Raw genomic sequence first — 21,598 nt, forward strand, 5'->3', positions numbered from 1 at the left:
TCCGGTATGACTTACACAATTCACGGCGCGCTCGGCTCGCCCTATTCGATGAAAATGCGCAGCTTGATGCGGTATCGGCGGATCACGCATGTCTGGTCTCATGGGGCCCATGTGCAGCAATTGGCAGCAAGCAGCGGCCTTCCCCCGGTCATCCCCGTGATTGAATATCCTGATGGCAGCTATCGCAACGATTCCACCCCAGTGCTGTATGATCTGGAAGCGCGGCATGAGGAACGCAGCGTGGTCCCGCCTGACCCTGCGACCGCCTTCATCGCGCATCTGCTCGAAGATTTTGCCGATGAATGGCTGACAAAGGCGATGTTCGGCTATCGCTGGCTTGAGGAAGTGGATCAGGTGCAGATGAGCCGTTGGCTATCCTTTGATGCGCTCAAAGGCGGCGGGATTGCGGCAAGCCAAGGCATGGCTCAGCATTTCCGGGACCGGCAGGTTGGGCGAATGGCAATGGTTGGCTGTACGGCTGAGAACTTTGCGCTCATCGAAGATTCGACCCGCCGTGTTTTGCAGGCGCTAGAGAGCCACGTGGTGAACGAGCATTGGCTGTTCGGCACCCGCCCTTCGCTTGCCGAATTCTCGATCTACGGCCAGCTTTCACAGCTCGGCGTTGATCCTACCGCGCAAGCGATGATGCGCGCTGATTTCCCGTACACATTCCGCTGGCTCAGCCATATTGATGATGCATCAGGGATCGAGGGCGAATGGGATGCTCCTGATGCGCCTCTGCAGCCTGTGGTTCACCGATTGCTGGCCGAATTCGGGCGCGTCTATGTGCCGTTCCTGCTCGCCAATGCAGCTGCAAGCGAGGCGGGTGAGAGCACCTTCCGCATCGAAGTGGACACCATGCCTTACGAACAAGGCGTCTTTAAATATCAGCTCAAATGCTTGCGCGATCTAAGGTCACGTTACGGCGCGCTGGCCGCCGATGTCCGGGAGAGGATTGACCCCATCCTTGGCGAGGCAAATTGCCTGGAATTCCTCCAGTGAACCACATTATCGGCCGGCTGTTCCCCGCTCAATTCGACAATATCTATCGCGGCAACCGCATTGCGCTCTGGTTCTTTTACCCGCTGACCGCGATGACGCTTTGGCGCAGTCAGCACCATATCACCGCGCCCGACGGAGGCGCACAGAGCATCGCCACAATTCCGCTGGACACTTACACGCAAGGCGGTGCGCAGGGGATCGTCACGATCTTTGCCTTGTGGGGTCTGGCTCAGCTCGCGATGGGGCTGATGATGCTCATGGCTGCGGTCCGGTACAAGTCGATGATCCCGCTCCTTTGGCTGTTCATCTTCCTTGAGTATGGCGGACGCCGTTTGATCGGGATTTACAAGCCATTAGAGACGATTGAGACCGCTCCGGGACAAACCGCAGCCACTGTTTTGCCGATTGTCGCCCTTGTGATGCTGATCCTTGCCCTGTGGCCGGAACAACAGACGGACTGAGGAGCGCCGCTCTATCGCCTAGTCCGAGGGTGGTGCGCGCTGTGTATCGACCAGCCGGAAGCCGATATGATCCGTACCAAGGTCACGCTCCTGAAACTGGCGTGCGGCAGGACGATACCGCGCGCAGTAATTCGCCGCGCACAAAAATGATCCGCCTTTAATCACGTTGACAGGGCCCGGAGCGTCTGCCCTCCCCGCGCTGCTTGTTGTCCATTCCCAGACGTTGCCGATCATATCGTGGAGGCCGAACGCATTGGCTTCAAAACATCCGGCAGGCGCGCGCGATGTGTAACCATCATCGCCCAGATCCCTGGCGGGAAAGACGCCTTGATAATAGTTGGCCCGCGGCGCGCCTGATGCATCCTTGGGTTCCGGCAGGCTACCGGCTCCCGCTCTTGCGGCATATTCCCATTGCTCTTCGCTCGGCAGGCTCATCCCGGCCCACTGCGCATAGGCCAGCGCGTCATCATAAGAGACATGCACCACAGGATCATTGGCGCGCCCGTCTATCGAAGAGCCCGGACCGCTGGGCAAGCGCCACTGCGCCCCCGGCACCCAGGCCCAAAAGCTTGGATTATCGGGGGTCGGCACGCGAAAGGTGGCCGAACCCGGCACCAGCATTTCAGGTGGGGCGCCTTCAAGCGGCGGCGGCGCGCGCTCTGCCATGGTCACATAGCCTGTCTCGGCGACGAACTGCGCAAATTGCGCATTGGTGACTTCGGTTTGGGATATCCAAAATCCATCGACGCTCACGGTGCGCGGCGGACCTTCTTCGGGGTAGAGCGGACCCTCGCCCATAACAAAGCTGCCGCCCTCGGCCCAGATCATTTGGGCTTCGGCAATTCCCTCGCACTGTGGTTCACCGGGAGGCGCATCCCCTTGCTCCTCAGCCGCAGAGCACCCCGCCAAGAGAAGCAACAGTATCAACGCCGTACGCTGCACCATCATTCATCCAAACGCGCGATAACATCTGCGACCATCTGCTTCACTGCACCTGCCGTATCACTGGCAGACAAATGCTCATCTTCTCTTAGCATCCGCCACGTATCGAAACTGGTCGCCACAAGGATCATCCGGCCGGCCACTGTGTCTGTGTGCAATTGCATAGGCAGGATGGAATTGAGCCGCGCCTTTTGCGTGTCGTAGAGCTGTTGAAAATTCTCTTTGAGAAAGCGCGAACGCCTGCGCGCAGCGGTGGTCGAGATACGGTAGGGAGCGATCCCCTCGCTGACTTCACAGCGCCGCTCGATCAGCTCCATCAAGCGCTCGCGCCAATCATCCGAGCTATAGGGCGCCTCGAGTATCGGGCGATAGGCCTTCACAAGGATCGCATCCACCTCGCGGTAGATCGCGTCTTTGTCCTCGAAATGGCGGAATAAAGAGCGCAGGCCAACGCCCGCTTTTTTGGCAACATTGGCGGTGCTGGGGTTCATATCGCCGCTCTCGATCAGGTCCATCATCGCCTGAATTATTCTAAAGCGGCTCGCCTGACTGCGTGCGCGGCGACCATCGCTCGAGGTTGTCTCGGCCTCTAGCACATCAGCAATTGCAGTATTGGTCTGGCCCATGCCTATCCTTGTTCGAAGCCGCTACTCAGTGGCACCCATTGTGTCATAACTCCAGCGCTTTTGGACCCGCCCAATCACCGCCATCCCTGCAATAGCAAATAAGGCGAGGAACATACCCGCGATGAAGCGCACTTGCACAAAAGTGATCGTGGGACGGGTGATGAAGACCTCGGTGTGGGCAAGCGAGGCGTTCTTAAAGGCGTTGCCTTCCACCATTCTCTCATCCGCAATCATATCAATGAGATCGCGCAGCGAACGGTATCGGATCACCGCGACCCTATCCACGCTCTCCCCATATTTGCCTAGCATGAGGCCTGCGCGCTCGCTGACAAAGACCGGATGCCCGCCCCGCTCAATCAGCAAGGGAAAAACAATAGCGGAGTAGTCTGCTTCCGCCTTTATCGCGTCTGGCCCATCGGCGCGGGTCTCCAAATTGACCGCATAGAACTCCTTGCCGTCATCATGGGGCAGCATATCGCGCAGGTTTCGGCTCATGCTGCCTTCGGGCGTGTCTTCCAATCGAACGCCGTGCAGCTGTTCAACCTCGGCCAGCATGGCGAGCCCCTCTTCCTCAGAGATCGGATCACCATTGCCGCCGTACCACACCCAGAAACTGACGTAGATCAATCCAAGGCTGGCGAGCCAAATCCATTTCGCGCGGTTCATTGCTCTCAATCGCCCCCTAGTTTGGCCAGTAGATGATCTCATCGCCTTCTTCGTATTCTTCAGCGAGCGATTTATCGACCATTGCTGTCATCAACGTCGAAGAGGGGTAGAGCAGTTTGCGGTCCTTATGATGCTCCTCCAAAAGGCTCATAAGCCGCTGAGCCATTTCTGGGTTCTGCGCGGTCAGATTGACCTGTTCGGTCGGGTCATCGGACAGATTGAACAGCCAGCTCTTGCCCTGAGATTGATCAATCTGAAACTTCCAATCGCCCGCGCGCACAGCCCAATAACCGCCGCTTTGCCAAAAAATGGCGTCGTCCTTGCGTTCAATCGGTCCGGTGCCAGAGGCGATGGGCAAAAGGTCAACGCCGTCAATCTCGCGATCGGGCAGTGGTGCTCCGGTGACCGAGGCAATGGTGCGGAAGACGTCGATATGCGTGACCGGCTGATCCACTGTCTTGCCTGCGGGCACACCGCCGGGCCAACGCATCATAAAGGGCACCCGCACTCCGCCTTCGAACAGGGTGAGTTTCCAGCCGCGATAGGGCGCATTGACCTCAGGCAGGCCGATATAACCTGCCCCGCCATTGTCGCTGGAGAAGATCACCACGGTGTTGTCCGCCAGCCCTTGCTCCTCCAGCTTATCAAGGATCTGGCCCACGCTGCGATCAAGCGCGCGGATCATTGCGGCGTAAACGCGCAAGCGGTGCGGTTTGATATCGCCGCCGACGGCCTCAAAGTCCTCACGCGTCGCTTGCAAGGGTGTGTGCGGTGCCCAGTGCCCGAGGTAGAGGAAAAAGGGCCGGTTCTTATTCGCTTCAATCGCGCGCAGTGCCTCATCCGTCCACCAATCGGTCAGATAACCGCCGGGACGAAACAGCTGCGACCGGTTAAAGGAGCCTGCAAAACGCTGAGAGGCCCACAGAAAGCGATCAATCGGGTCAAAATCGACCTTCGCATTCACGACATCGGGACTGTCCTCAGGCAGATAGAGCCCTTCATTCATCAAGAGCGATTCATCAAAGCCTTGTCCAAGCGGGTCGATCCCGGGGTTCACGCCCAGGTGCCATTTGCCGATGTGCATGGTGTGATAGCCTGCTGAGCCGAGCATCTCTGCGAGCGTCACCTCTTCTGTTGGCAACCCCTGATCTTCGTAAGCCGGACGCTGGGCATCGGCATCGGGATCATAGTTGCCAGAAGGAAGGTCAGGCCTGATGTCGCGTGAAACGGAGCCAACCACTTGCCCCATTCCAGCAGGCGTCGGGGTGAACTCAAAGCCCGTGCTGGTCGCATACCGCCCTGTCATTAGCATGGCGCGCGAGGGCGAACAGGTCGCATTGCCCGCATAGCCATTGGTGAAGTTCACACCCTCCGCTGCCAAGCGATCAATATTGGGAGTGGGCACCAGGCCGCCTGCAACTCCGCCACCAAAGGTCGAGATATCATTGATGCCAAGATCATCGGCGAGGATCAAAATGACGTTGGGCGGGCGTTCTCCAATAGGCTGTGCAGGCTTTAGCGGACCTTGTTCCCAATCAATCTTGGGGGTTTCCGCTGCAATCGCTGGCAGGTCGCGGTTTTTGACGCCCCACAAGATAATGTCGGTCCTGAATGTGTAGGCAAGCGCGCCTGCGAGCAGGCCCACAGCCAACACGCCGCCAATGATCTTGTGCCATCTTTTCATCGCTCGCCCCCAACTTTGGGGACGTCTTGCGATCGCCCCCCGATCAGGTACTGACATAAATAGTGCCAATTTATGAGTCAATCCGCCTGCGCTGTACGACAAGCAACAAGATCAGGTGGACTTAAGGCGCTACGAAAACAGTCCTTGCGATGAGCCGCTCGACTGCTTCAGGGTCCACTGGAATGCTGCTGGGATTGAGCAGTCCCATCTCCGGGGCAAACGCAAAGGCTGATCCGGCAATGGCGATGATACTATAGTAGAGCAGCGTCGGATCGCCGGGACGCACCGTGCCCTCGCGCTGGCATTCTTCGATTTGTGCGATCATCGTCAAATATGAATTCCTGATATAGTGATCGACGAGCCATTCGAGCCGAGGTGTTTTTGATCGTCCTTCCATCGTCATCAGGCAGTGGAGATCGGGCTCCTCTTGGCAGATGCGAATGAAGCTTCGGATACCAACGATCAATTTTGATTTTGCATCGGCCGCACCTGACCGGGCGAGCTCGTCGCGGGCGATGTCATTCGTGTGCTCAAAAATCTGCGTCATCACCGCCTTCCACAGATCGTCTTTGCTTTCAAAGTGATAGAGCAGAAGGCTTTGTGCAACGCCAAGATCATTCGCAATTTGGCGGGTCGAAGTGCCATCGAAGCCGTTGATGGCAAATCGCTTTTTTGCAGCCGCAATGATCTGTGAGCGTCTGTCAGCCGCGCTTCGCCGTGCTCGCTCTTTCAGGTTATTTGCTGCCATGGTGATTGCATTACCACGCTGTTGATCGAACGATCAATAATGGTTACTGCCCATTTGTCCTATTGCCGGATTGGCCGCGGCCTACCTTCGGCACACGGGTTCGCGACCGAACGCAGCAAGGAAGTGTCACAATGTCCGCTCACGCAATCACTCGGACGCCTTTTCCGCTCATTTCGAGAGATCAGGCAAAGTTCAAGGAAACCTATGGCGGCACCGAAGGTGTGATCGTGGTTTTCTGCACGTTAATCCGGTCCGCGCTTCCTTCCGATACATGCCTGGTGACGATGCACCCTATTGGCGGCACGGGCTGGCTGCCGATCATGAACGAATTTGTGCAGCAAGGCGTCCATGTGCTGGCGTGTGACGGGCGTTATCGCGGCGCGGATTATGCGCTCAATATGGAAAAATGTGCGGCCGATCTTGGCTCTGCGGTCAAACATGCAAAGGAGGTGCTGGGTTATAAAAATGTGGTCCTGCTTGGCTGGAGCGGCGGCGGCTCGCTATCTGCTTTTTATCAATCGCAGGCCGAAAATCCGACCGTCACCTCAAGCCCGTGCGGCGGCGGAGTGGACTTGACTCAGGCAGACCTAATCCCTGCCGACGCAGTCATCCAAATCGCAGCGCACATCTCTCGCCATCACACTTTGACCCAATGGATAGACGCCTCCATCACCGATGAGGCCGACCCTGACAAACGCGATCCCTCGCTTGATCTTTATGGCGATGAAGTGAAGCCGCCCTACACGGCCGAATTTCTCGAAGGCTACCGCGCAGCGCAAATCGCGCGCAATCGCAAGATCACCGCTTGGGTAAAACACAAGCTTCAGGAATTGGCTGATAAGGGCCGCGAGAATGAGGAATTCGCCTTCACCACGCATGGTACAATGGCCGATCCTCGGTGGCTTGACCCGGCGGTTGATCCCAATGACCGCAAAACCGGCTGGTGTTATCTCGGCGATCCCAAAATCGTCAACAACGGTCCCGTCGGGCTGGCGCGCTTTAGCACCCTTCGCAGCTGGCTTTCGCAGTGGAGCTATGACGATGCGAATGCCCATGGTCCGGCAAGCCTTGCCCATGTGACAAAGCCCGTTCTGGTGGTCGGCAACACGGCCGATGATGCTTGCACTCCCAGCCACACACAGGCGATCTTTGATGCGGTGGTCCATGACAAAAAAGAGATGCATCAGATCAAGGGTGCAACCCACTATTACTCTATGCAGCCCGATAAGGCGAAAGAGGCGGCAAGCCTCGTGATGAATTGGCTGGAGCGTCAGGACCTTCGCTAAACCCGCTCCAAACGCGCACCAGGGCACAGGAATAAATTTGATCCAAGAACACTGAACCATAACATGAAATATCATCGCGGAGGGCCTTAGCCATCACGCGGCTTTAATGTGCACAATGAAAGAGCAAGCCGAGGTACACAGCGAAGAGAGAGTGTGTGTGCTGGGAGGCAGGAAGGATTATGGGGCTTTACTGGATGCGAGATTGGAACTTGGTTCTTTATCGCCCCCATAGCCGCCCTGGTCACCGCTGCATTACTGCATTAATTTGTGTAAGAAGACAGCACGCTGCGCCGCATGCGGTTTAACCGCGGCAAAAATCAGCTGGCCTACCTTTGAGAGGGGAATCGAATGACGAGGGTTTGGATCCATATGCTGGTCGCCTGCGCAATGGTAATGGGCCTTGCACACCCGGCCCACGCACAAACGAAGCCCAATTTCCTTATCGTTGTCGCCGATGACATGGGCTGGTCCGACCCCGGATTTCTCGGCAGCCGTATCAGAACACCAACGCTGGATAGCCTAGCGCAGCACGGCATCTTCATGTCGCATTTCTATGTCGCCCCGACCTGCTCACCGACCCGCTCGATGCTGATGACCGGGGTGAGCAATCACGCCGCCGGCGTTGGCTCGATGCACAATCTCCAAGCCGAAAATCAGATCGGCCATCTCGCTTACGGTGCGCAGCTACATGACGGCGTCGTGACCCTCGCAGAAATGCTCAGCGCCCGCGGATACACCACCATGATGAGCGGCAAGTGGCATCTGGCTATTGATGAAGACCAGCGCCCGCACCGCCGCGGCTTTGCACGCAGCTTTGGCCTTGTCGAAGGCGGCGCAAGCCATTTCGCCGATGCCATGATGATCACGCCGTCGGAAAACGTGACCTACCTTGAGAACGGCAAGCCGACGAAGCTGGCGAGCGATTGGTATTCCACCATCGGCTACACCGATAAGATTATCGAATATATTGACGAAGCAGGCGATGAGCCGTTTTTCGCCTATCTGACCTACACTGCTCCGCATGATCCCTTGCAGGTTCCCGATGACTGGATCGGCCGCTACAAAGGCGTGTTCGACGATGGGCCCGAGGTGTCGCGTGAAGAGCGGCGTCAGCGTCTGATCGAACTGGGACACCTCGGGGCCGATGCTGAAATGGCAGAGGCGCTCAACTTCCCGTCATGGCTCGATTCTCACTACGCGCCCTGGGACGAAAGAAGCGATGAGGAACGCCGCACCCATGCCAAACGTATGGAAATCTATGCCTCCATGGTTGAATTGCTCGATGCTGAGCTTGGCCGGGTTATCGCGCGTCTTGAAGCCAATAATCAGCTATCCAACACCTACATCATGTTCATGTCAGACAATGGCGCAGCGGTCACAACGCCGCTCGCTTATCGCGGCAACACACGCGAATGGCTGCATGAGAATTTCGACCTCAGCCGCGAGACGATGGGTCAGATGGGTTCCTTCACCTCCATGGGTCGCGATTGGGCGCATGCGAGCAACACTCCGTTTAGCCGGTTCAAAGGCACCGTGGCCGAAGGGGGCGTGCGCTCTCCGTTGATTGTCGCAGGACCGGGATTGGAAAGCGGTGTGACGCGGACCATTCCTGCCCATGTCACTGATCTCGTGCCCACGGTCTATGAACTCGCCGGGATCAATCCCGCAGCCGACCCACTGTATGAAGGCAAGCTACAACCACAAGGAACCTCTATTGTTCCGATTTTCGAAGAGGCGAGCTTCGATGAAACGCGCATCTTCTTCAACGAGCTGTTTGGCAACCGCATGGCGCGTAAGGGGCGCTGGAAAGCGGTTTGGCTAAGCCCGCCTTTTGGCAGCGGCGAATGGGAATTGTACGATATCGTCGCCGATCCCAGTGCCACCAAAAACCTGGCCGAAGCGCATCCAGAAGTAATCTCTGAAATGGTTGCGGCCTATGATGAGTTTGCCGAAGCAAACGGTGTCATCCCGCCGCACCCACGCCGCGGCCTTCGTTCGGGCATTTTTTACGAGGGCGAGTGCAATTGGTGGTGCAGTGCAAAGTTCAGTTTCCTTGATACGCTTGCCAGTCCCACCGGCCACATGATCCTGCTGCTTGGTGTTCTGGGCGCGCTGGGCTTGATCTTGTTTTTCGGCATCCGGTGGCTGCGGCAGCGCCGTAAAATGGCGCGCCAAATGGCCCACTAACCTGGTGCCTAACACGCATTTCTAGCGCCCGCTCCAAGGACAAACGCTGCCACCCACCGCTAATCGCGATCTGATCCTCAGTAAGAATGGCTGTCTCCATCTCCGTCGCCGTGATTGTGGCCGCCGCCAGCGTGGGTTGCGCGCTCAGAGCCGCCTGCGCCCCCGCCCATGCCAGCTTCCCACCAATAAGCGCGGCGTCCTCCGTCACCTGTGAAGACTTCCTGCATCGTTTTAGCATCGTACATCCGTCCGCCGATCATGACGCTTTCGATCTTGTCGCTGTCGCGCACATTGATAGTGGGGTCTGCGGTAAGGACCAAAAGATCAGCGAGCTTGCCAACCTCAAGACTGCCCACGTCCTTTTCCATGCCAAGCGATTGTGCTGGGTAGATCGTCGCGGTTTTGAGGGCCTCGACAGGGCTAAAGCCGCCGCGTGCAAAGCTCCAGATTTCCCAATGCGCGCCAAGGCCCGGCTGTTGACCATGCGCGCCGATCGACACTTTGATCCCGCGATCTGAGAACTTCTTGGCCTCGCGTGCTGCGTTGTCGTCTACAAATGCCCAGTCAGGAGCCTTTGTCCGCCGCCCGCTGCTTGCCAAAAGCACCTTTGGCGGTGAGTGGATCATCAGTGGATGGTCGAACACATCGGTCGCCTGACGCCAGTACGGATCGCCTGCAAGGCCGCCATATGTGACCGTCAAAGTGGGCGTGTAATTGGTATTGGATTGGCCAAAGAACTGTAACACATCCTCGTAGAAGACGTCGCCGGGCACGTTGTGCTCCATGGTCGAATTACCATCAGCGATCAGGTTCATATCCATCCCGAACAGTGAGCCGCCCTCGGCCACCACCAGCATGTTTTCCTCTACCGAAGCGCGCGCCACCATCTGCCGCTGTTCGCGGCGCGGCTGGTTGTAGTTCTTGATCGAGATGCCGCCCTGCGCCTTGATCCGGCGGACATGGGCGAGCGCTTCATCGTATGTGTCGATCCGCGCGTAAATGCTGGGCGCTTTGGCCCCGTAGACGATCTCCCCTGTTGAGAAGATGCGCGGTGCGAGAAGCTTTCCTGCCATCTGCCGCTCAGCCGAGGCGAAGATCAGGCTCGCATCGCTGGAGGGATTGTGCGTGGTTGTGGTCCCCATCGCCAGATCCTGAACAAGGCTCCAGTTCTGCTGCGGAATGAGCTCCCCCGTGCCGTGGGGGCCATGGTGGTGGGCGTCGACAAATCCGGGCATGACCACTTTGCCGCTTGCATCGACCATTGTGGCCCCTGCTGGCACGTCAACTTCGCTTGCTGCACCAATGGCCGCGATCCGGTCGCCTTCAATGATGATGACACCGTTCTCAATGACGCCGGGATCCTCGGTGCCGAGGCCAGCTGCCATGGTGAGGATTTTCGCACCCGTGATAGCGACGATGCCCGAGGGCACAGGCTTGCTGACCGTGACCGCCATCGGGATCGCGCTGTCCGGTGTTTCGTAGCCATTGTCTTCATCATCCTCGCCCATGGGCTTCGAGGCGAAGAATTCGCTGACCTGCGCTTGTTTTAACTCAGGCCCAATCGACCAGAACAAGGTCTCGCCGCCGCGCGCCCAGCCCATGAAATCCGCGCCGCCCTTGGACACCATGGTAATTGGCACAGGGCCTTTATTCTCGTTTACATCGACCGGCTTGCCGCCCGGGATCACCGGCATGGCAAACACTTCGTAATTTTGGCGGAAGGCAATCGTCTGGCTGTCAGGCGCAATGCGGAAATCGTTGACAAGGCTGCCGGTCGCGTGGGTGCGCACCTTCTCCCCGTCCAAATCAGACGACATAAGAGCAAGCTTGTCACCTTCGCGTCCGACCATGAAGATACGGTCGCTTGAAGCGCCGAATTGCGGCGTAGAGGCACCGCGCGAAACAAAAACCGGATCGCCGCCGCTCACCGCTTGCAGATAGATACCGGGATTTTCCGATTGCTCAGGCGCGGTGAGATAGCCGCCGCGGCGTTTTTCGTAGGCGATTGTCCGGCCATCGGGCGACCAGGCAAGGTTCGCATAGTGGCCCGGCGCAGGCGATACAACGCGCGCGTTTGCGCCATTTGCATTCGCCACGACAATCTCGCCAAGCCTCTCATCGGTCCAGCGCACAAAGGCAAGCTTGGAACCATCACGGCTAAAGGCGGGATAGGCCTCAACCGTATCGCTGGTGTTGCCTGTCATCGGGCGGGCACCATCGCGGCCCCGCGCCGATTTCGTATGCAATTTGCCGAGCGTTTCAAAAACCACGCGGCTGCCATCGGGTGACAGCGTGCCGAATTTGGCCATTCTTGTGGTGAACCGGTCGGGCGAAACTTCGATCACCGGATGCGGCGCATCGGCAATACCGCGCGTGTCATTCACGCTAAAGGGGATGACCGCATGGTTCGCCCCGTCGCGGTCCACCTGGTTAAGCTTGCCGCCAGCCCAAAAGACGATTGAGCCGCCGTCGGGCGTCCAGTCCATATTGGGATAAACCCCGGTGACGGCCCAGGTTTCCTGCACATCGAGATCAAGCGCATCGTAGATCATCCGCTCGCGCCCGCTTGCGATGTCTTTCACCCATAGCTGCGAGGTGTCTTTATAGCGGCGAACAAAGGCGATTTCTTTGCCATCAGGCGAAGGTGCCGGACGCACTGCCCCGCCATAGCCATCGACCACAGTGGTGACCTCGCCGTTTTCAAGGTCGTGCTTTTCGATTGCAAACACGCCCGCATTGGAATCCTGAGCGTAGATAAATGTGTTCCCGCCGGTTGTGTTGCGGGTGTAATAAATCGCCTTGCCATCGGGCGCGAAGACCGGTTCGCCCAGTTCCTTTTGCAGAGCTTCATCGCGCCGCTCCACCACTTGGACGCCGCCGCCGCCGGACACGTGGTACATCCAAATCTCGCCGGTCCCGAGCGAACGCTGGGTGGTGAAATGCTTCTTGGCGGCGATAAAACGCCCGTCCGGCGACCATGTGGGCTGGTTCAAAAGGCGGAAATCTTCCTTGGTCAATTGCCGCTTGTCTGAACCGTCCGCGTTCATGATCCAGATATTGTCGCCGCCGCCGCGATCCGAAGTGAACGCAATGAGCGATCCGTCAGGTGAAAAGCGCGGATGCACCTCCCACGCTAGACCTTCGGCAATCCGCTTCGCGTCACCGCCCGTGATCGGGACGGTGTAGATATCGCCCAGCATAGTGAATGCGATGGTTCGCCCGTCGGGCGACACATCGACGTCCATCCAAGTGCCTTCATCGGTCTTGATCGGGACTTCGCGGATAGTTGCGCCTGTGGGTGCCTGAACATCCCATTTGGCGTCATCCTCCCCCTTTGCACCGCCTTCGTGATTGTCCGCATATGCGGCGCTGGCGCTCGCCAAAATGGTCCCTGAAAGCATCGCGGTGACTAAACGGCGAACGGTGAAACGGCGCATATACAAAAACTCCCCTGTCAGACCCCGAGACTGGTAGTCTGGCTATTTTCTAATGTCACGGGGCCAGCATCAGCTTGGCCGCCGCTTACCCTTTTGCCGCGTCGATATAGCGCTCCACGTTCTTTGCGAGCACGTCCATCGGCACATTTCCGCCCAAGATTACGGCATCGTTGAAAGCTTTCAAATCGTAAGTCTCGCCAAGCTCGCTTTGGGCTTTGGCTCTCTGATCGGCAATCCGGCTATGACCCAGTTTGTAGCCCGTCGCTTGCCCCGGCCAGCTGCAATACCGGTCGACCTCGCTTGCGACTTCCTGCTCTTTTGAGCCATTGCGCTCGACAAAGAAGTTGACCGCGCGCTCCCTGCTCCAGCCTTTGGAGTGGAGGCCGGTATCCACCACCATGCGGCAGGCACGAAAGGCAAGGCTTTGCAAATAGCCCAGCCGCCCAACCTTGAAGTCGTCATAGGCGCCAAGCTCGTCCGCCAATTGCTCTGCATAAAGCGCCCAGCCTTCCGAAAACGGATTAAACGCAAGGATCGAGCGGATCAGCGGCAGGCGATTGGAATATTCGCCTTCCCAAACATGGCCCGGAATGGTCTCGTGAAAGGTGAGGTCGGCAAGATCATATTTGCGGTGCAGATCCGTGGTGCGAAGGTTGATCCACATACGCCCTGGAATGGTGCCATCCTTGCTGCCAGCACCGCCATAAGCTCCCGGCGCACCGGGTTCCTCGGCAAGCGGCAGGCGGCGCACTTCTAAGTTGGGATCAACCAGCGTGTTGAACGCGCGCGGCATTTCGCCTTTGATCCAGTCAATCCGCTCCTTGATAAAGGCCATGATCTCCGCGCGTCCGGGGTCGCCTTCCGCAAATTTATAACGCGGGTCCTGGCTGAGCCCCTGCATGCGCTCACCAACCGTGCCTTTGGTGAACCCGATTTCGCGCAGGATCGGGTCCATCCGGGCATGGAGTTCTTCGAGCTCTTCCAGCCCTTGATTGTGGATTTCATCAGCGGTGAGATCGGTGGTGGTGCTGGAGCGCAGGGCCCATGCATACCACTCCTCCCCTTTCGGACGCTCGCGCATTCCAGGGTCATCTGTCGCAAGGCCGCGTTGACGTGTTAGCTCATCAAGCTGGCGGCCGAGCGCTGCGACAACTTGCTCACTTTCAACCTTGGCGGCTTCTTCGGCAGACGGGTTTTTCAGCCCAGCCTCAGCGGACCGCCTAGCGAGCGATGAGGTAAACAATTCGGCCCGCTCAGCGGTGGCAATTGTGCTCTGCATTTGAGCGATAGCTTTGTCGATGAGGAAAGCGGGCGGGATCACGCCTATGTCCGCTGCCGACTTCATACGGTCCAATTCGCCATCGAACACGGCGGGCATCTGCTTCATGCGTTCAAGGAAGAATTCGGCATCATCATCATTAGAAATCGGGTGGCCGGAATCCATGAAACGCGGAAGGTCGAGATATGACCCCACGTTTTGGATCACCGCGTAAGGCGCAGTGCGCCAGCTCCCGATAGGAATGTCGCCATAAGGCAGCGCAAGACCGTCCAGCGCCACTTGATAGCCGCTTTCAACCGCCTCAAAGCTGGTGAGCTGATCAGGAGTCAGGTTATCTCGCGGATACGATTTGGTGATCTCCAGATCATGCAGCAACGTCTGCGCAAGAGCATCCTGCCCCGCTTGCGATTGATCCTCCAGCTTGCCGCGCAGATCGGCGAACTTCGCCGCATCCACCCCCAGCGCCGTCGCACGTTCTGGTTCGTGCCGCAGCAGGTTATAGCCAACCTCTTCAAGCCATTCATCCGGGCCAAGTGACGTCACAGGACCATCACCGCCCATCATATTGCATCCGGACAGGCTGAGCGCAGTGGTTGCGCCAAGTCCGGCAAGGGTTTGGCGGCGGGTTACATCAAAGTGTCGTTTGGTCATGGCGTCAGGGTTTGACGCGCGCAGATGAGCAAGTCAAACCCCAGAAGCTCCAAAGGGAATTGAGCTGTACCCCGGCATCCCTGTCACCGCCCGCCGGTTCGCAGAAACGCAGATCATCGCTCGCTTGAAACCAACAGGCGCGAAACTTTGCGGCGAGGGGGAACACCCATTACCAGGAGCATAGGGGTTAGTTCGAGCGGATAAACTGGTCCAGGATTTCGACCAGCTCTTCAGGCTTGTCCTCCTGAATGAAATGGGCGCCGCCTTCAACCAAAGTATGCGCCTGCCCCTCGGCACCCGGTACGCCCTCCTGCCATTGTTTGTCGCGTCCGGCCATCAGCTTGTCATCGCTTCCAAATGCGGTAATCAAAGGCTTGTCCCAATTGGCGTAGAACCCGTCAAAAATCGCCTGGTTCTGCCTCAATTGGCTTGCCACCAGACTTGGGAACATCCTTACACCGGCCATGGTCTTCTCGGTTGGGAAAGGCGCGGCATAGCCTGCGAGTTCTGCATCAGACAATTCGCGTGTGGTCGCGTTTTGGAAGAGTACAGAGAAGTCAAATGTGTCACTCGTCTTCGCATAGGCGACCCATGTGGCAAAAGAGAAATCCTCGCTGCCAAATTCAAGTTCCTGAACATCGCCCTCGTTCCATACAGACGCCCGAAACAATGGGTAGCCAAGCCAGCCTTGCACCCCGCCCGCCGCCGGAAGCGTTGTGTTCGACAGCATAATCCGAGCAAAGCGATCTGGGCGCTGTTCCACCACACGAAGTCCAATAAGACCGCCCCAATCTTGGGCAAACAAGGTCGCATCCTCAAGCTCAATCGCATCGACAAAACCGGTCATCACATCGACATGCATTTGATAGGAATGATCCGACCAGTTCACCGGTTTATCAGACTTGCCAAACCCAACATTGTCAGGGGCAATGACGCGGTATCCAGCATCAGCCAGCAGAGGGATCATATGACGGTAGAGATAGCTCCACGATGGCTGTCCATGCATCAACAGAACGGTTTGGCCGTCCCTTGGCCCCTCATCGACATAGTGAATTCTGTAGTTCGCCACCTCGACATAGTTTGGCTCAAAATCGTAATCGGGCAGGTTTTCAAACTGGCTATCCGGGGTGCGTACGACTTCGCCGGTCGTCCATTCCTGTGAGGATTGCAATGAGACAACCGCAATCACACCAAGGACCGCAAGGAGCCCCAAGCCAATCAGCAGCCCTTTGAAAATTTTCATCATGATTTCGCGCCCCTTGCTCACTCTTGGAGGGTCATTTTCGACCGAACCTTACATGGCTATGTGAAGACAGATAGGCAATTTTCGCCCGGTTGTCTTGCAACTATATCGGGCCGCGATTTCGTGAGGCTACGCAATACTGTTCACGGCCAAATCTGCCACGAACGAAGGGCCGCTATCTGAACCAAAGATAATAGCCAGGCATGTCAGTCGTGCTGTTCGCGATTACCCTTCAGATGGTCACCGAACCAAGTCAACAATTCTTCCGAAATATCGCGCACATTGGCCGGGGAATTGGCTAAAGAGTGGTTCTCCCCCCAATACCGTAAGAGACGCGCCGGCCGTCCACGGCGGCGCAGCAGAGAATAGAGCGTTTCAGCCTGAGTTAGCGGTGCCCGGCTATCAAGCTCCCCGTGGATGATTAAAAGCGGCGTCGTGATTTGATCGACATGGGTCAGCGGCGAATTGCGGTGGTAAAGTCCTGGATCGGCACCCGGATCGACCTGAAAGTGAAGCGCAGTTTCGTAGATGCCTTGGTTGGCAGACATGTCCTGATCCGCACCACGCCATCCCCGCGCCGCTGGGTCAAACGAAGCAGCGTTGGTTGCTAAATCGCTGGCACCTGCGATCGAGGCTACTGCTGCAAAGCGGTCCGTTTGCGCGGCAAGAGCATTCACCACGTATCCACCAAAGCTCTGTCCAAAAACGCCAACACGCCGCTCATCTGTTATGCCCAGGCGGACCAACTCATCGAGGGCTGGAAGAACACCATCAGAGACCGCACCGAAAGGTTCGCTTGGTGCATCGCCGCGCGGGATAGGTATTGACGGGATGACCACCACATATCCTTGTCCGGCATACAGCTCGAGATTGTAGAAGCCTGACATATGCGGATCGAAAAAGAAGTTGTCGACGCTTCTGGGAGAGTAGCCGCCATAGACCCAAAAGAGCGTTGGATATGAATTAGAACGGTCGTAATCTGGCGGAAACATCACCGCCATTTTTTGAGGGCTGCCATCAACGTGCACATAGTCGATCATGCGCCGCTCACCTCGCTGAACCTCAGTGAGATGAGTGTTACTTTTCATCAAAAGCACCGGATTGCGGCCCCAGGGCACCGATAGAATTGCGCTTCCCTCAAAACCTTTCTCAACGACCACGAGCCCGGTGCAATCATGGTCAAGTATGCGAGTGGATGGATCGAGCGTCACAGTGCGGTTGATTGGACCTGCTGCCGTCCGCAAAGAGACTACGGATGAACCGTCCTTAAAATTGACCTCAAGCTGCGCTGGATCTTTGCATTCAGACAAAGACGCAGTCGGCCAGCTCACAAACCCCTGTGCCTCGCGGTCATAGCGGACGTGGCCCGCGTCTCCTTTGCCCACAAGCGCCCCATCGCCCAGCGCCGTGAGTGATGTCAGCCCTTCTTGATCTGAAGAAAAGGTGGTCTCCTCCGCAGTCTGGCTATCCATTATATGCCAACGCTTTTCGCCGCCGGTCTTGCTGCTCAAGACAAGGAGCCGGCGATCATCGGCCCAAAACGCGTAATCTCCGGCGCCGTGTTGCGGGAAAAGAGGGCCAACATCTCGGTTGGAGGCCATGGACACCATCGTTAGCGTAGAGCTATCAAGAGCCCAGAGCTGGGCTGCGTTGCGCGCTGGAGTGGCGCGCGCTCTTATTGCAATGCGGCGAGAGTCGCGAGACCAGCCTGCCAGATCAACCGGGTATTGCGCGCCTTTCGGTAAGCTAATCTCGGTCAGCGTGCCCTTGCCCCGAAGGTCGGCCACAAAAAGCGCATTTTCAACCTCCCATGTGCCGAAATTCAGGCGTGGCTGAGCCAAAAGATGCTGCGGTATTGCGCGGCGCGGCGCGAGTACGGCGGCAAGCCCACCATCAGGCGACAAAACAATAGAAAGTGCACCGAACATGGGAAAGGCCGGGATAGATCCAAGGCTGGTGAGCGAGCCGTGTGCCAGATCAAATATGACCAGTTCCGCTGCGTTTGCTGCGCTACCCTCAACGCGGCTATCCGAGCGCGAGACGGTTGGGTTTTCTCCTGCGCGCAATCCTTGTCCTGCGCGAGCGGCCTCGCGGTGGAATCTAGCGAAACGGTCGACCATTGCCGAGCGTTCTCCCTCGGGCATGAGCACAGCCAAAAGGCGTGTCTCATCCAACCACAAAAAGGGTGCATTCTCATCATTGCTACGACACACCGCTGGGCTGCTTGCACCAGCTCCGCGTAAGTCTAATGCGTTAAGCCCTCCCCCATAGCGAACCTGCGTCATTATCGCGCGATTGCTCACTCGGCGTGGCGCATCTGATGAACGATCCCAAACATAAAGACGAGCGCTATCGCCTCCTCTGGGCTCTCCCCCTCCGGCTCGGTGGAGAGCATGGCGAGCTTTTTGCTATCTGGGCTCCAGTGCGGGCACCAGTAACCGGCTGCAGCCGGGCTGCCCTTGGTGAGGGCGCGTAGATCGCTTCCATCACGCTTGACTAACCAAATGTCGTTGCGTGATGGGTCTATCTCATACGCATTTCGGCCATACACTTCCCCAAGGCCAGCAGGGCGCGGCATAGAGATCGCGATATCGCGGCCGTCGGGAGAAATATCAGCGCCATCTACCGTTTGAAGGTTTAAAACGTCATCAATTGTAAGTGGGCGAGCATGAGCTGCCACTCCAAGAAACGCCGCCAAGACAATCTGAGTAGCAATAACTGCGGCTCTGAATACAAACAACATCCGGCCACTTCGCTTTGAAACTCGCATAGCGGCTAGCCTATACTCAGATAGGTTTGTGCGCAATTCGGCCGGAAGCAGGCGGTCTATCGAACCTCTTGGGCGCTTCGAACGCATACTGTCCCCTTCCTGCCTCAACAGGGGCACCTCACGCACTAATCTGCTTTAGATGATTGCGTTTTCTGCTGTTAGTGCGTGCACTACTAGGTGGTGGCGGGAGTTGGATTTGAACCAAGCGCAGGCGACTGTGTCTCCGGGGGAGGCGCACAAAGCCGAGCCTTCACGTTATTCGGTCCTTCGCATCGATTGCCTTTCGGCAATCGGCCCCGGCCTGCCAGTAGGGCAGTTCATCCTGAGCGGCTGGCCTGCCAGCCAGCCGAAGGGCCGGGGCAGCTTTTCTCTAATCTCACTGCGTTCGCTAAGAGAAATTGCTGGTTGCGGGAGTTGGATTTGAACCAACGACCTTCAGGTTATGAGCCTGACGAGCTACCGGACTGCTCCATCCCGCGCTACCTAGCTGGGCGTCCGGACATGTAGCCCATAGAGACGCCAAAAGGGCCAAACCCGAAGGCAAGGCCCCTAAGTGCCTGCCTTTGGCAGGCCAAAGACAGTCGACAGTGAATGGGTTCTTTCCCGTAACAGCGCCGATTAAGACACTTCCCACAAGCTACAATGCCTGGCGGCGACCTACTCTTCCATGCCTTAAGACATAGTACCATCGGCGCTAACTGGTTTCACGGCCGAGTTCGAGATGGGATCGGGTGGGTCACAGTCGCTAGGACCACCAAGCAATGAAGCCTGTGGGATACCCCGACAATGCGGGGTGTTACGGGTTATAAATCGATGATCGGTTTTGTGAACGTCTGGCTGGAGTATTTCTCCACCGCAAGACGAGCTTACCCAAAAGGCAGGCCTGTCATTGACAGTGCGAATTCTCAAGCACGAATAAATCATTAGTACCAGTTAGCTCCACACATTACTGCGCTTCCACACCTGGCCTATCAACGTCATGGTCTCTGACGGATCTAAAATACCTAATCTCAAGGGAGGCTTCCCGCTTAGATGCTTTCAGCGGTTATCCCGTCCATACATAGCTACTCTGCGGCACTCCTGGCGGAATGACAGATACACCAGAGGTATGTTCACCCCGGTCCTCTCGTACTAGGGGCAACTCCTTTCAAGTATCGACGCCCACGGCAGATAGGGACCAAACTGTCTCGCGACGTTCTGAACCCAGCTCACGTACCACTTTAATTGGCGAACAGCCAAACCCTTGGGACCTGCTCCAGCCCCAGGATGTGATGAGCCGACATCGAGGTGCCAAACACTGCCGTCGATATGAGCTCTTGGGCAGTATCAGCCTGTTATCCCCGGCGTACCTTTTATCCGTTGAGCGATGGCCCTTCCACGAGGGACCACCGGATCACTATGACCGACTTTCGTCTCTGCTCGACCTGTCGGTCTCGCAGTCAGGCATGCTTATGCCATTGCACTCTCGCAGCCGGTTTCCAACCGGCCTGAGCATACCATCGCGCGCCTCCGTTACTCTTTAGGAGGCGACCGCCCCAGTCAAACTACCCGCCATAGAGGGTCCCTGATCCGGATAACGGACCTAGGTTAGACATCAGAAACAAACAGGGTGGTATTTCACAGGTTGGCTCCACTCGGACTGGCGCCCAAGTTTCAAAGCCTCCCACCTATTCTACACAGTTTCTTCCTAATGCCACTCTAAAGCTGCAGTAAAGGTGCACGGGGTCTTTCCGTCTAACCGCGGGTACTCCGCATCTTCACGGAGAATTCAATTTCGCTGAGCATATCCTGGAGACAGTGGGGAAGTCGTTACGCCATTCGTGCAGGTCGGAACTTACCCGACAAGGAATTTCGCTACCTTAGGACCGTTATAGTTACGGCCGCCGTTTACTTGGGCTTCAATTCGGAGCTTGCACTCCTCCTCTTAACCTTCAAGCACCGGGCAGGCGTCAGACCCTATACGTCGTCTTGAAGCCGACTTAGCAGAGTCCTGTGTTTTTGCTAAACAGTCGCTACCCCCTGGCCTGTGCCCCCTGAAAAGAGTTGCCTCGATTCAGGGCCTCCTTCTTCCGAAGGTACGGAGGCAATTTGCCGAGTTCCTTCAGGATACTTCTCTCAAGCGCCTTGGTATACTCTACCTGACCACCTGTGTCGGTTTCGGGTACGGTTTATACGGAGAGGCTATTTCCAGGAACAACTTGGCAGCATGCCCAATCCAATAAGGACACACTACTTCCGCCATCCGTCACACATCTCCAAGCCCACGAATATTTACGTGGTTCCCATCGACTACCCCCTTCGGGCTCGTCTTAGGGGCCGGCTAACCCTGCTCCGATTAGCGTTGAGCAGGAACCCTTGGTCTTTCGGCGAGAGGGCATCTCACCCTCTTTATCGCTACTCATGTCAGCATTCGCACTTCTGATATCTCCACGGTCGGTTACCCTCCCGCTTCATCAACTTACAGAACGCTCCGCTACCGCTCATAGTAAAACTATGAACCCTAAGCTTCGGTAAATACCTTTAGTCCCGTTACATCTTCGCCGCAGGAACCCTTATTTAGACCAGTGAGCTGTTACGCTTTCTTTAAAGGATGGCTGCTTCTAAGCCAACCTCCTG

At 57.1% G+C, this 21,598-nt stretch carries 14 protein-coding genes, 1 tRNA gene and 2 rRNA genes (1 of these 17 only partly in view); 4 read left to right on the forward strand and 13 right to left on the reverse strand.

Features of this window, described 5'->3' with window-relative positions:
* The first annotated feature begins 6 nt into the window (after positions 1–6).
* The gene (locus AC0V60_RS10610; protein WP_486178435.1) at positions 7–1,002 is read left to right on the forward strand and encodes a glutathione S-transferase N-terminal domain-containing protein; all 996 of its coding nucleotides are present in this window, start codon (positions 7–9) and stop codon (positions 1,000–1,002) included.
* Complete coding sequence (locus tag AC0V60_RS10615) at positions 999–1,463, forward strand: hypothetical protein (RefSeq protein WP_486178436.1); 465 nt, start codon at positions 999–1,001, stop codon at positions 1,461–1,463. The genes AC0V60_RS10610 and AC0V60_RS10615 overlap by 4 nt, the downstream gene beginning before the upstream one ends.
* A gap of 18 nt (positions 1,464–1,481) precedes the next feature.
* Here the strand turns inward: AC0V60_RS10615 and AC0V60_RS10620 are convergent, their stop codons facing one another.
* The 5 genes from AC0V60_RS10620 to AC0V60_RS10640 form a co-directional block, all read right to left on the reverse strand.
* The gene (locus AC0V60_RS10620; RefSeq protein ID WP_486178437.1) at positions 1,482–2,291 is read right to left on the reverse strand and encodes a formylglycine-generating enzyme family protein; all 810 of its coding nucleotides are present in this window, start codon (positions 2,289–2,291) and stop codon (positions 1,482–1,484) included.
* A gap of 116 nt (positions 2,292–2,407) precedes the next feature.
* The gene (locus tag AC0V60_RS10625; RefSeq protein WP_486178438.1) at positions 2,408–3,031 is read right to left on the reverse strand and encodes a TetR/AcrR family transcriptional regulator; all 624 of its coding nucleotides are present in this window, start codon (positions 3,029–3,031) and stop codon (positions 2,408–2,410) included.
* Between the two features lie 21 nt (positions 3,032–3,052).
* On the reverse strand, positions 3,053–3,697 hold the full coding sequence (locus tag AC0V60_RS10630; protein WP_486178439.1) for a hypothetical protein: 645 nt from the start codon (positions 3,695–3,697) through the stop codon (positions 3,053–3,055).
* Between the two features lie 16 nt (positions 3,698–3,713).
* Positions 3,714–5,381, reverse strand: a complete 1,668-nt coding sequence (locus tag AC0V60_RS10635; protein WP_486178440.1) for a sulfatase — start codon at positions 5,379–5,381, stop codon at positions 3,714–3,716.
* 121 nt (positions 5,382–5,502) lie between these two features.
* A complete protein-coding gene (locus tag AC0V60_RS10640; protein ID WP_486178441.1) occupies positions 5,503–6,129 on the reverse strand; it encodes a TetR/AcrR family transcriptional regulator in 627 nt (208 codons plus the stop codon).
* Positions 6,130–6,260: 131 nt separating this feature from the next.
* Here AC0V60_RS10640 and AC0V60_RS10645 point away from each other — a divergent pair, with 131 nt between their 5' ends.
* Together AC0V60_RS10645 and AC0V60_RS10650 are read left to right on the forward strand one after the other, a co-directional pair.
* Positions 6,261–7,415 carry an alpha/beta hydrolase family protein gene (locus AC0V60_RS10645; protein ID WP_486178442.1) on the forward strand — a complete coding sequence of 385 codons (1,155 nt, stop codon included), beginning with the start codon at positions 6,261–6,263 and terminating at the stop codon, positions 7,413–7,415.
* A gap of 348 nt (positions 7,416–7,763) precedes the next feature.
* Complete coding sequence (locus tag AC0V60_RS10650) at positions 7,764–9,602, forward strand: arylsulfatase (RefSeq protein ID WP_486178443.1); 1,839 nt, start codon at positions 7,764–7,766, stop codon at positions 9,600–9,602.
* Positions 9,603–9,679: 77 nt separating this feature from the next.
* Here the strand turns inward: AC0V60_RS10650 and AC0V60_RS10655 are convergent, their stop codons facing one another.
* The 8 genes from AC0V60_RS10655 to AC0V60_RS10690 form a co-directional block, all read right to left on the reverse strand.
* On the reverse strand, positions 9,680–13,039 hold the full coding sequence (locus AC0V60_RS10655) for an amidohydrolase family protein (RefSeq protein WP_486178444.1): 3,360 nt from the start codon (positions 13,037–13,039) through the stop codon (positions 9,680–9,682).
* An 85-nt stretch (positions 13,040–13,124) separates the two neighbouring features.
* Positions 13,125–14,969: a DUF885 domain-containing protein gene (locus AC0V60_RS10660; RefSeq protein WP_486178445.1), complete on the reverse strand. Its 1,845-nt coding sequence runs from the start codon at positions 14,967–14,969 to the stop codon at positions 13,125–13,127.
* 187 nt (positions 14,970–15,156) lie between these two features.
* Positions 15,157–16,215 carry a haloalkane dehalogenase gene (locus AC0V60_RS10665; protein ID WP_486178446.1) on the reverse strand — a complete coding sequence of 353 codons (1,059 nt, stop codon included), beginning with the start codon at positions 16,213–16,215 and terminating at the stop codon, positions 15,157–15,159.
* 203 nt (positions 16,216–16,418) lie between these two features.
* Positions 16,419–18,497, reverse strand: coding sequence for an alpha/beta hydrolase family protein (locus AC0V60_RS10670; protein ID WP_486178447.1), 2,079 nt, complete (start codon positions 18,495–18,497; stop codon positions 16,419–16,421).
* Positions 18,498–18,511: 14 nt separating this feature from the next.
* Complete coding sequence (locus tag AC0V60_RS10675; RefSeq protein WP_486178448.1) at positions 18,512–18,955, reverse strand: TolB family protein; 444 nt, start codon at positions 18,953–18,955, stop codon at positions 18,512–18,514.
* A 429-nt stretch (positions 18,956–19,384) separates the two neighbouring features.
* Positions 19,385–19,461, reverse strand: a tRNA-Met gene (locus AC0V60_RS10680).
* Positions 19,462–19,626: 165 nt separating this feature from the next.
* A 5S ribosomal RNA gene (gene rrf / locus AC0V60_RS10685) occupies positions 19,627–19,741 on the reverse strand.
* Positions 19,742–19,883: 142 nt separating this feature from the next.
* Positions 19,884–21,598: ribosomal RNA gene (locus tag AC0V60_RS10690) — 23S ribosomal RNA — on the reverse strand (it continues 1,082 nt past the right edge of the window).

The organism is Erythrobacter sp. S259 (assembly GCF_057364965.1).

Bases quoted from the DNA above. Each gene is read 5' to 3' on its own strand.
- AC0V60_RS10665 (WP_486178446.1), bottom strand. From the start codon at position 16,215: ATGATGAAAATTTTCAAAGGGCTGCTGATTGGCTTGGGGCTCCTTGCG.
- AC0V60_RS10660 (WP_486178445.1), bottom strand. From the start codon at position 14,969: ATGACCAAACGACACTTTGATGTAACCCGCCGCCAAACCCTTGCCGGA.
- AC0V60_RS10640 (WP_486178441.1), bottom strand. From the start codon at position 6,129: ATGGCAGCAAATAACCTGAAAGAGCGAGCACGGCGAAGCGCGGCTGAC.
- AC0V60_RS10630 (WP_486178439.1), bottom strand. From the start codon at position 3,697: ATGAACCGCGCGAAATGGATTTGGCTCGCCAGCCTTGGATTGATCTAC.
- AC0V60_RS10650 (WP_486178443.1), top strand. From the start codon at position 7,764: ATGACGAGGGTTTGGATCCATATGCTGGTCGCCTGCGCAATGGTAATG.
- AC0V60_RS10610 (WP_486178435.1), top strand. From the start codon at position 7: ATGACTTACACAATTCACGGCGCGCTCGGCTCGCCCTATTCGATGAAA.
- AC0V60_RS10625 (WP_486178438.1), bottom strand. From the start codon at position 3,031: ATGGGCCAGACCAATACTGCAATTGCTGATGTGCTAGAGGCCGAGACA.
- AC0V60_RS10675 (WP_486178448.1), bottom strand. From the start codon at position 18,955: ATGTTGTTTGTATTCAGAGCCGCAGTTATTGCTACTCAGATTGTCTTG.
- AC0V60_RS10670 (WP_486178447.1), bottom strand. From the start codon at position 18,497: ATGACGCAGGTTCGCTATGGGGGAGGGCTTAACGCATTAGACTTACGC.
- AC0V60_RS10620 (WP_486178437.1), bottom strand. From the start codon at position 2,291: ATGATCTGGGCCGAGGGCGGCAGCTTTGTTATGGGCGAGGGTCCGCTC.
- AC0V60_RS10645 (WP_486178442.1), top strand. From the start codon at position 6,261: ATGTCCGCTCACGCAATCACTCGGACGCCTTTTCCGCTCATTTCGAGA.
- AC0V60_RS10655 (WP_486178444.1), bottom strand. From the start codon at position 13,039: ATGCGCCGTTTCACCGTTCGCCGTTTAGTCACCGCGATGCTTTCAGGG.
- AC0V60_RS10635 (WP_486178440.1), bottom strand. From the start codon at position 5,381: ATGAAAAGATGGCACAAGATCATTGGCGGCGTGTTGGCTGTGGGCCTG.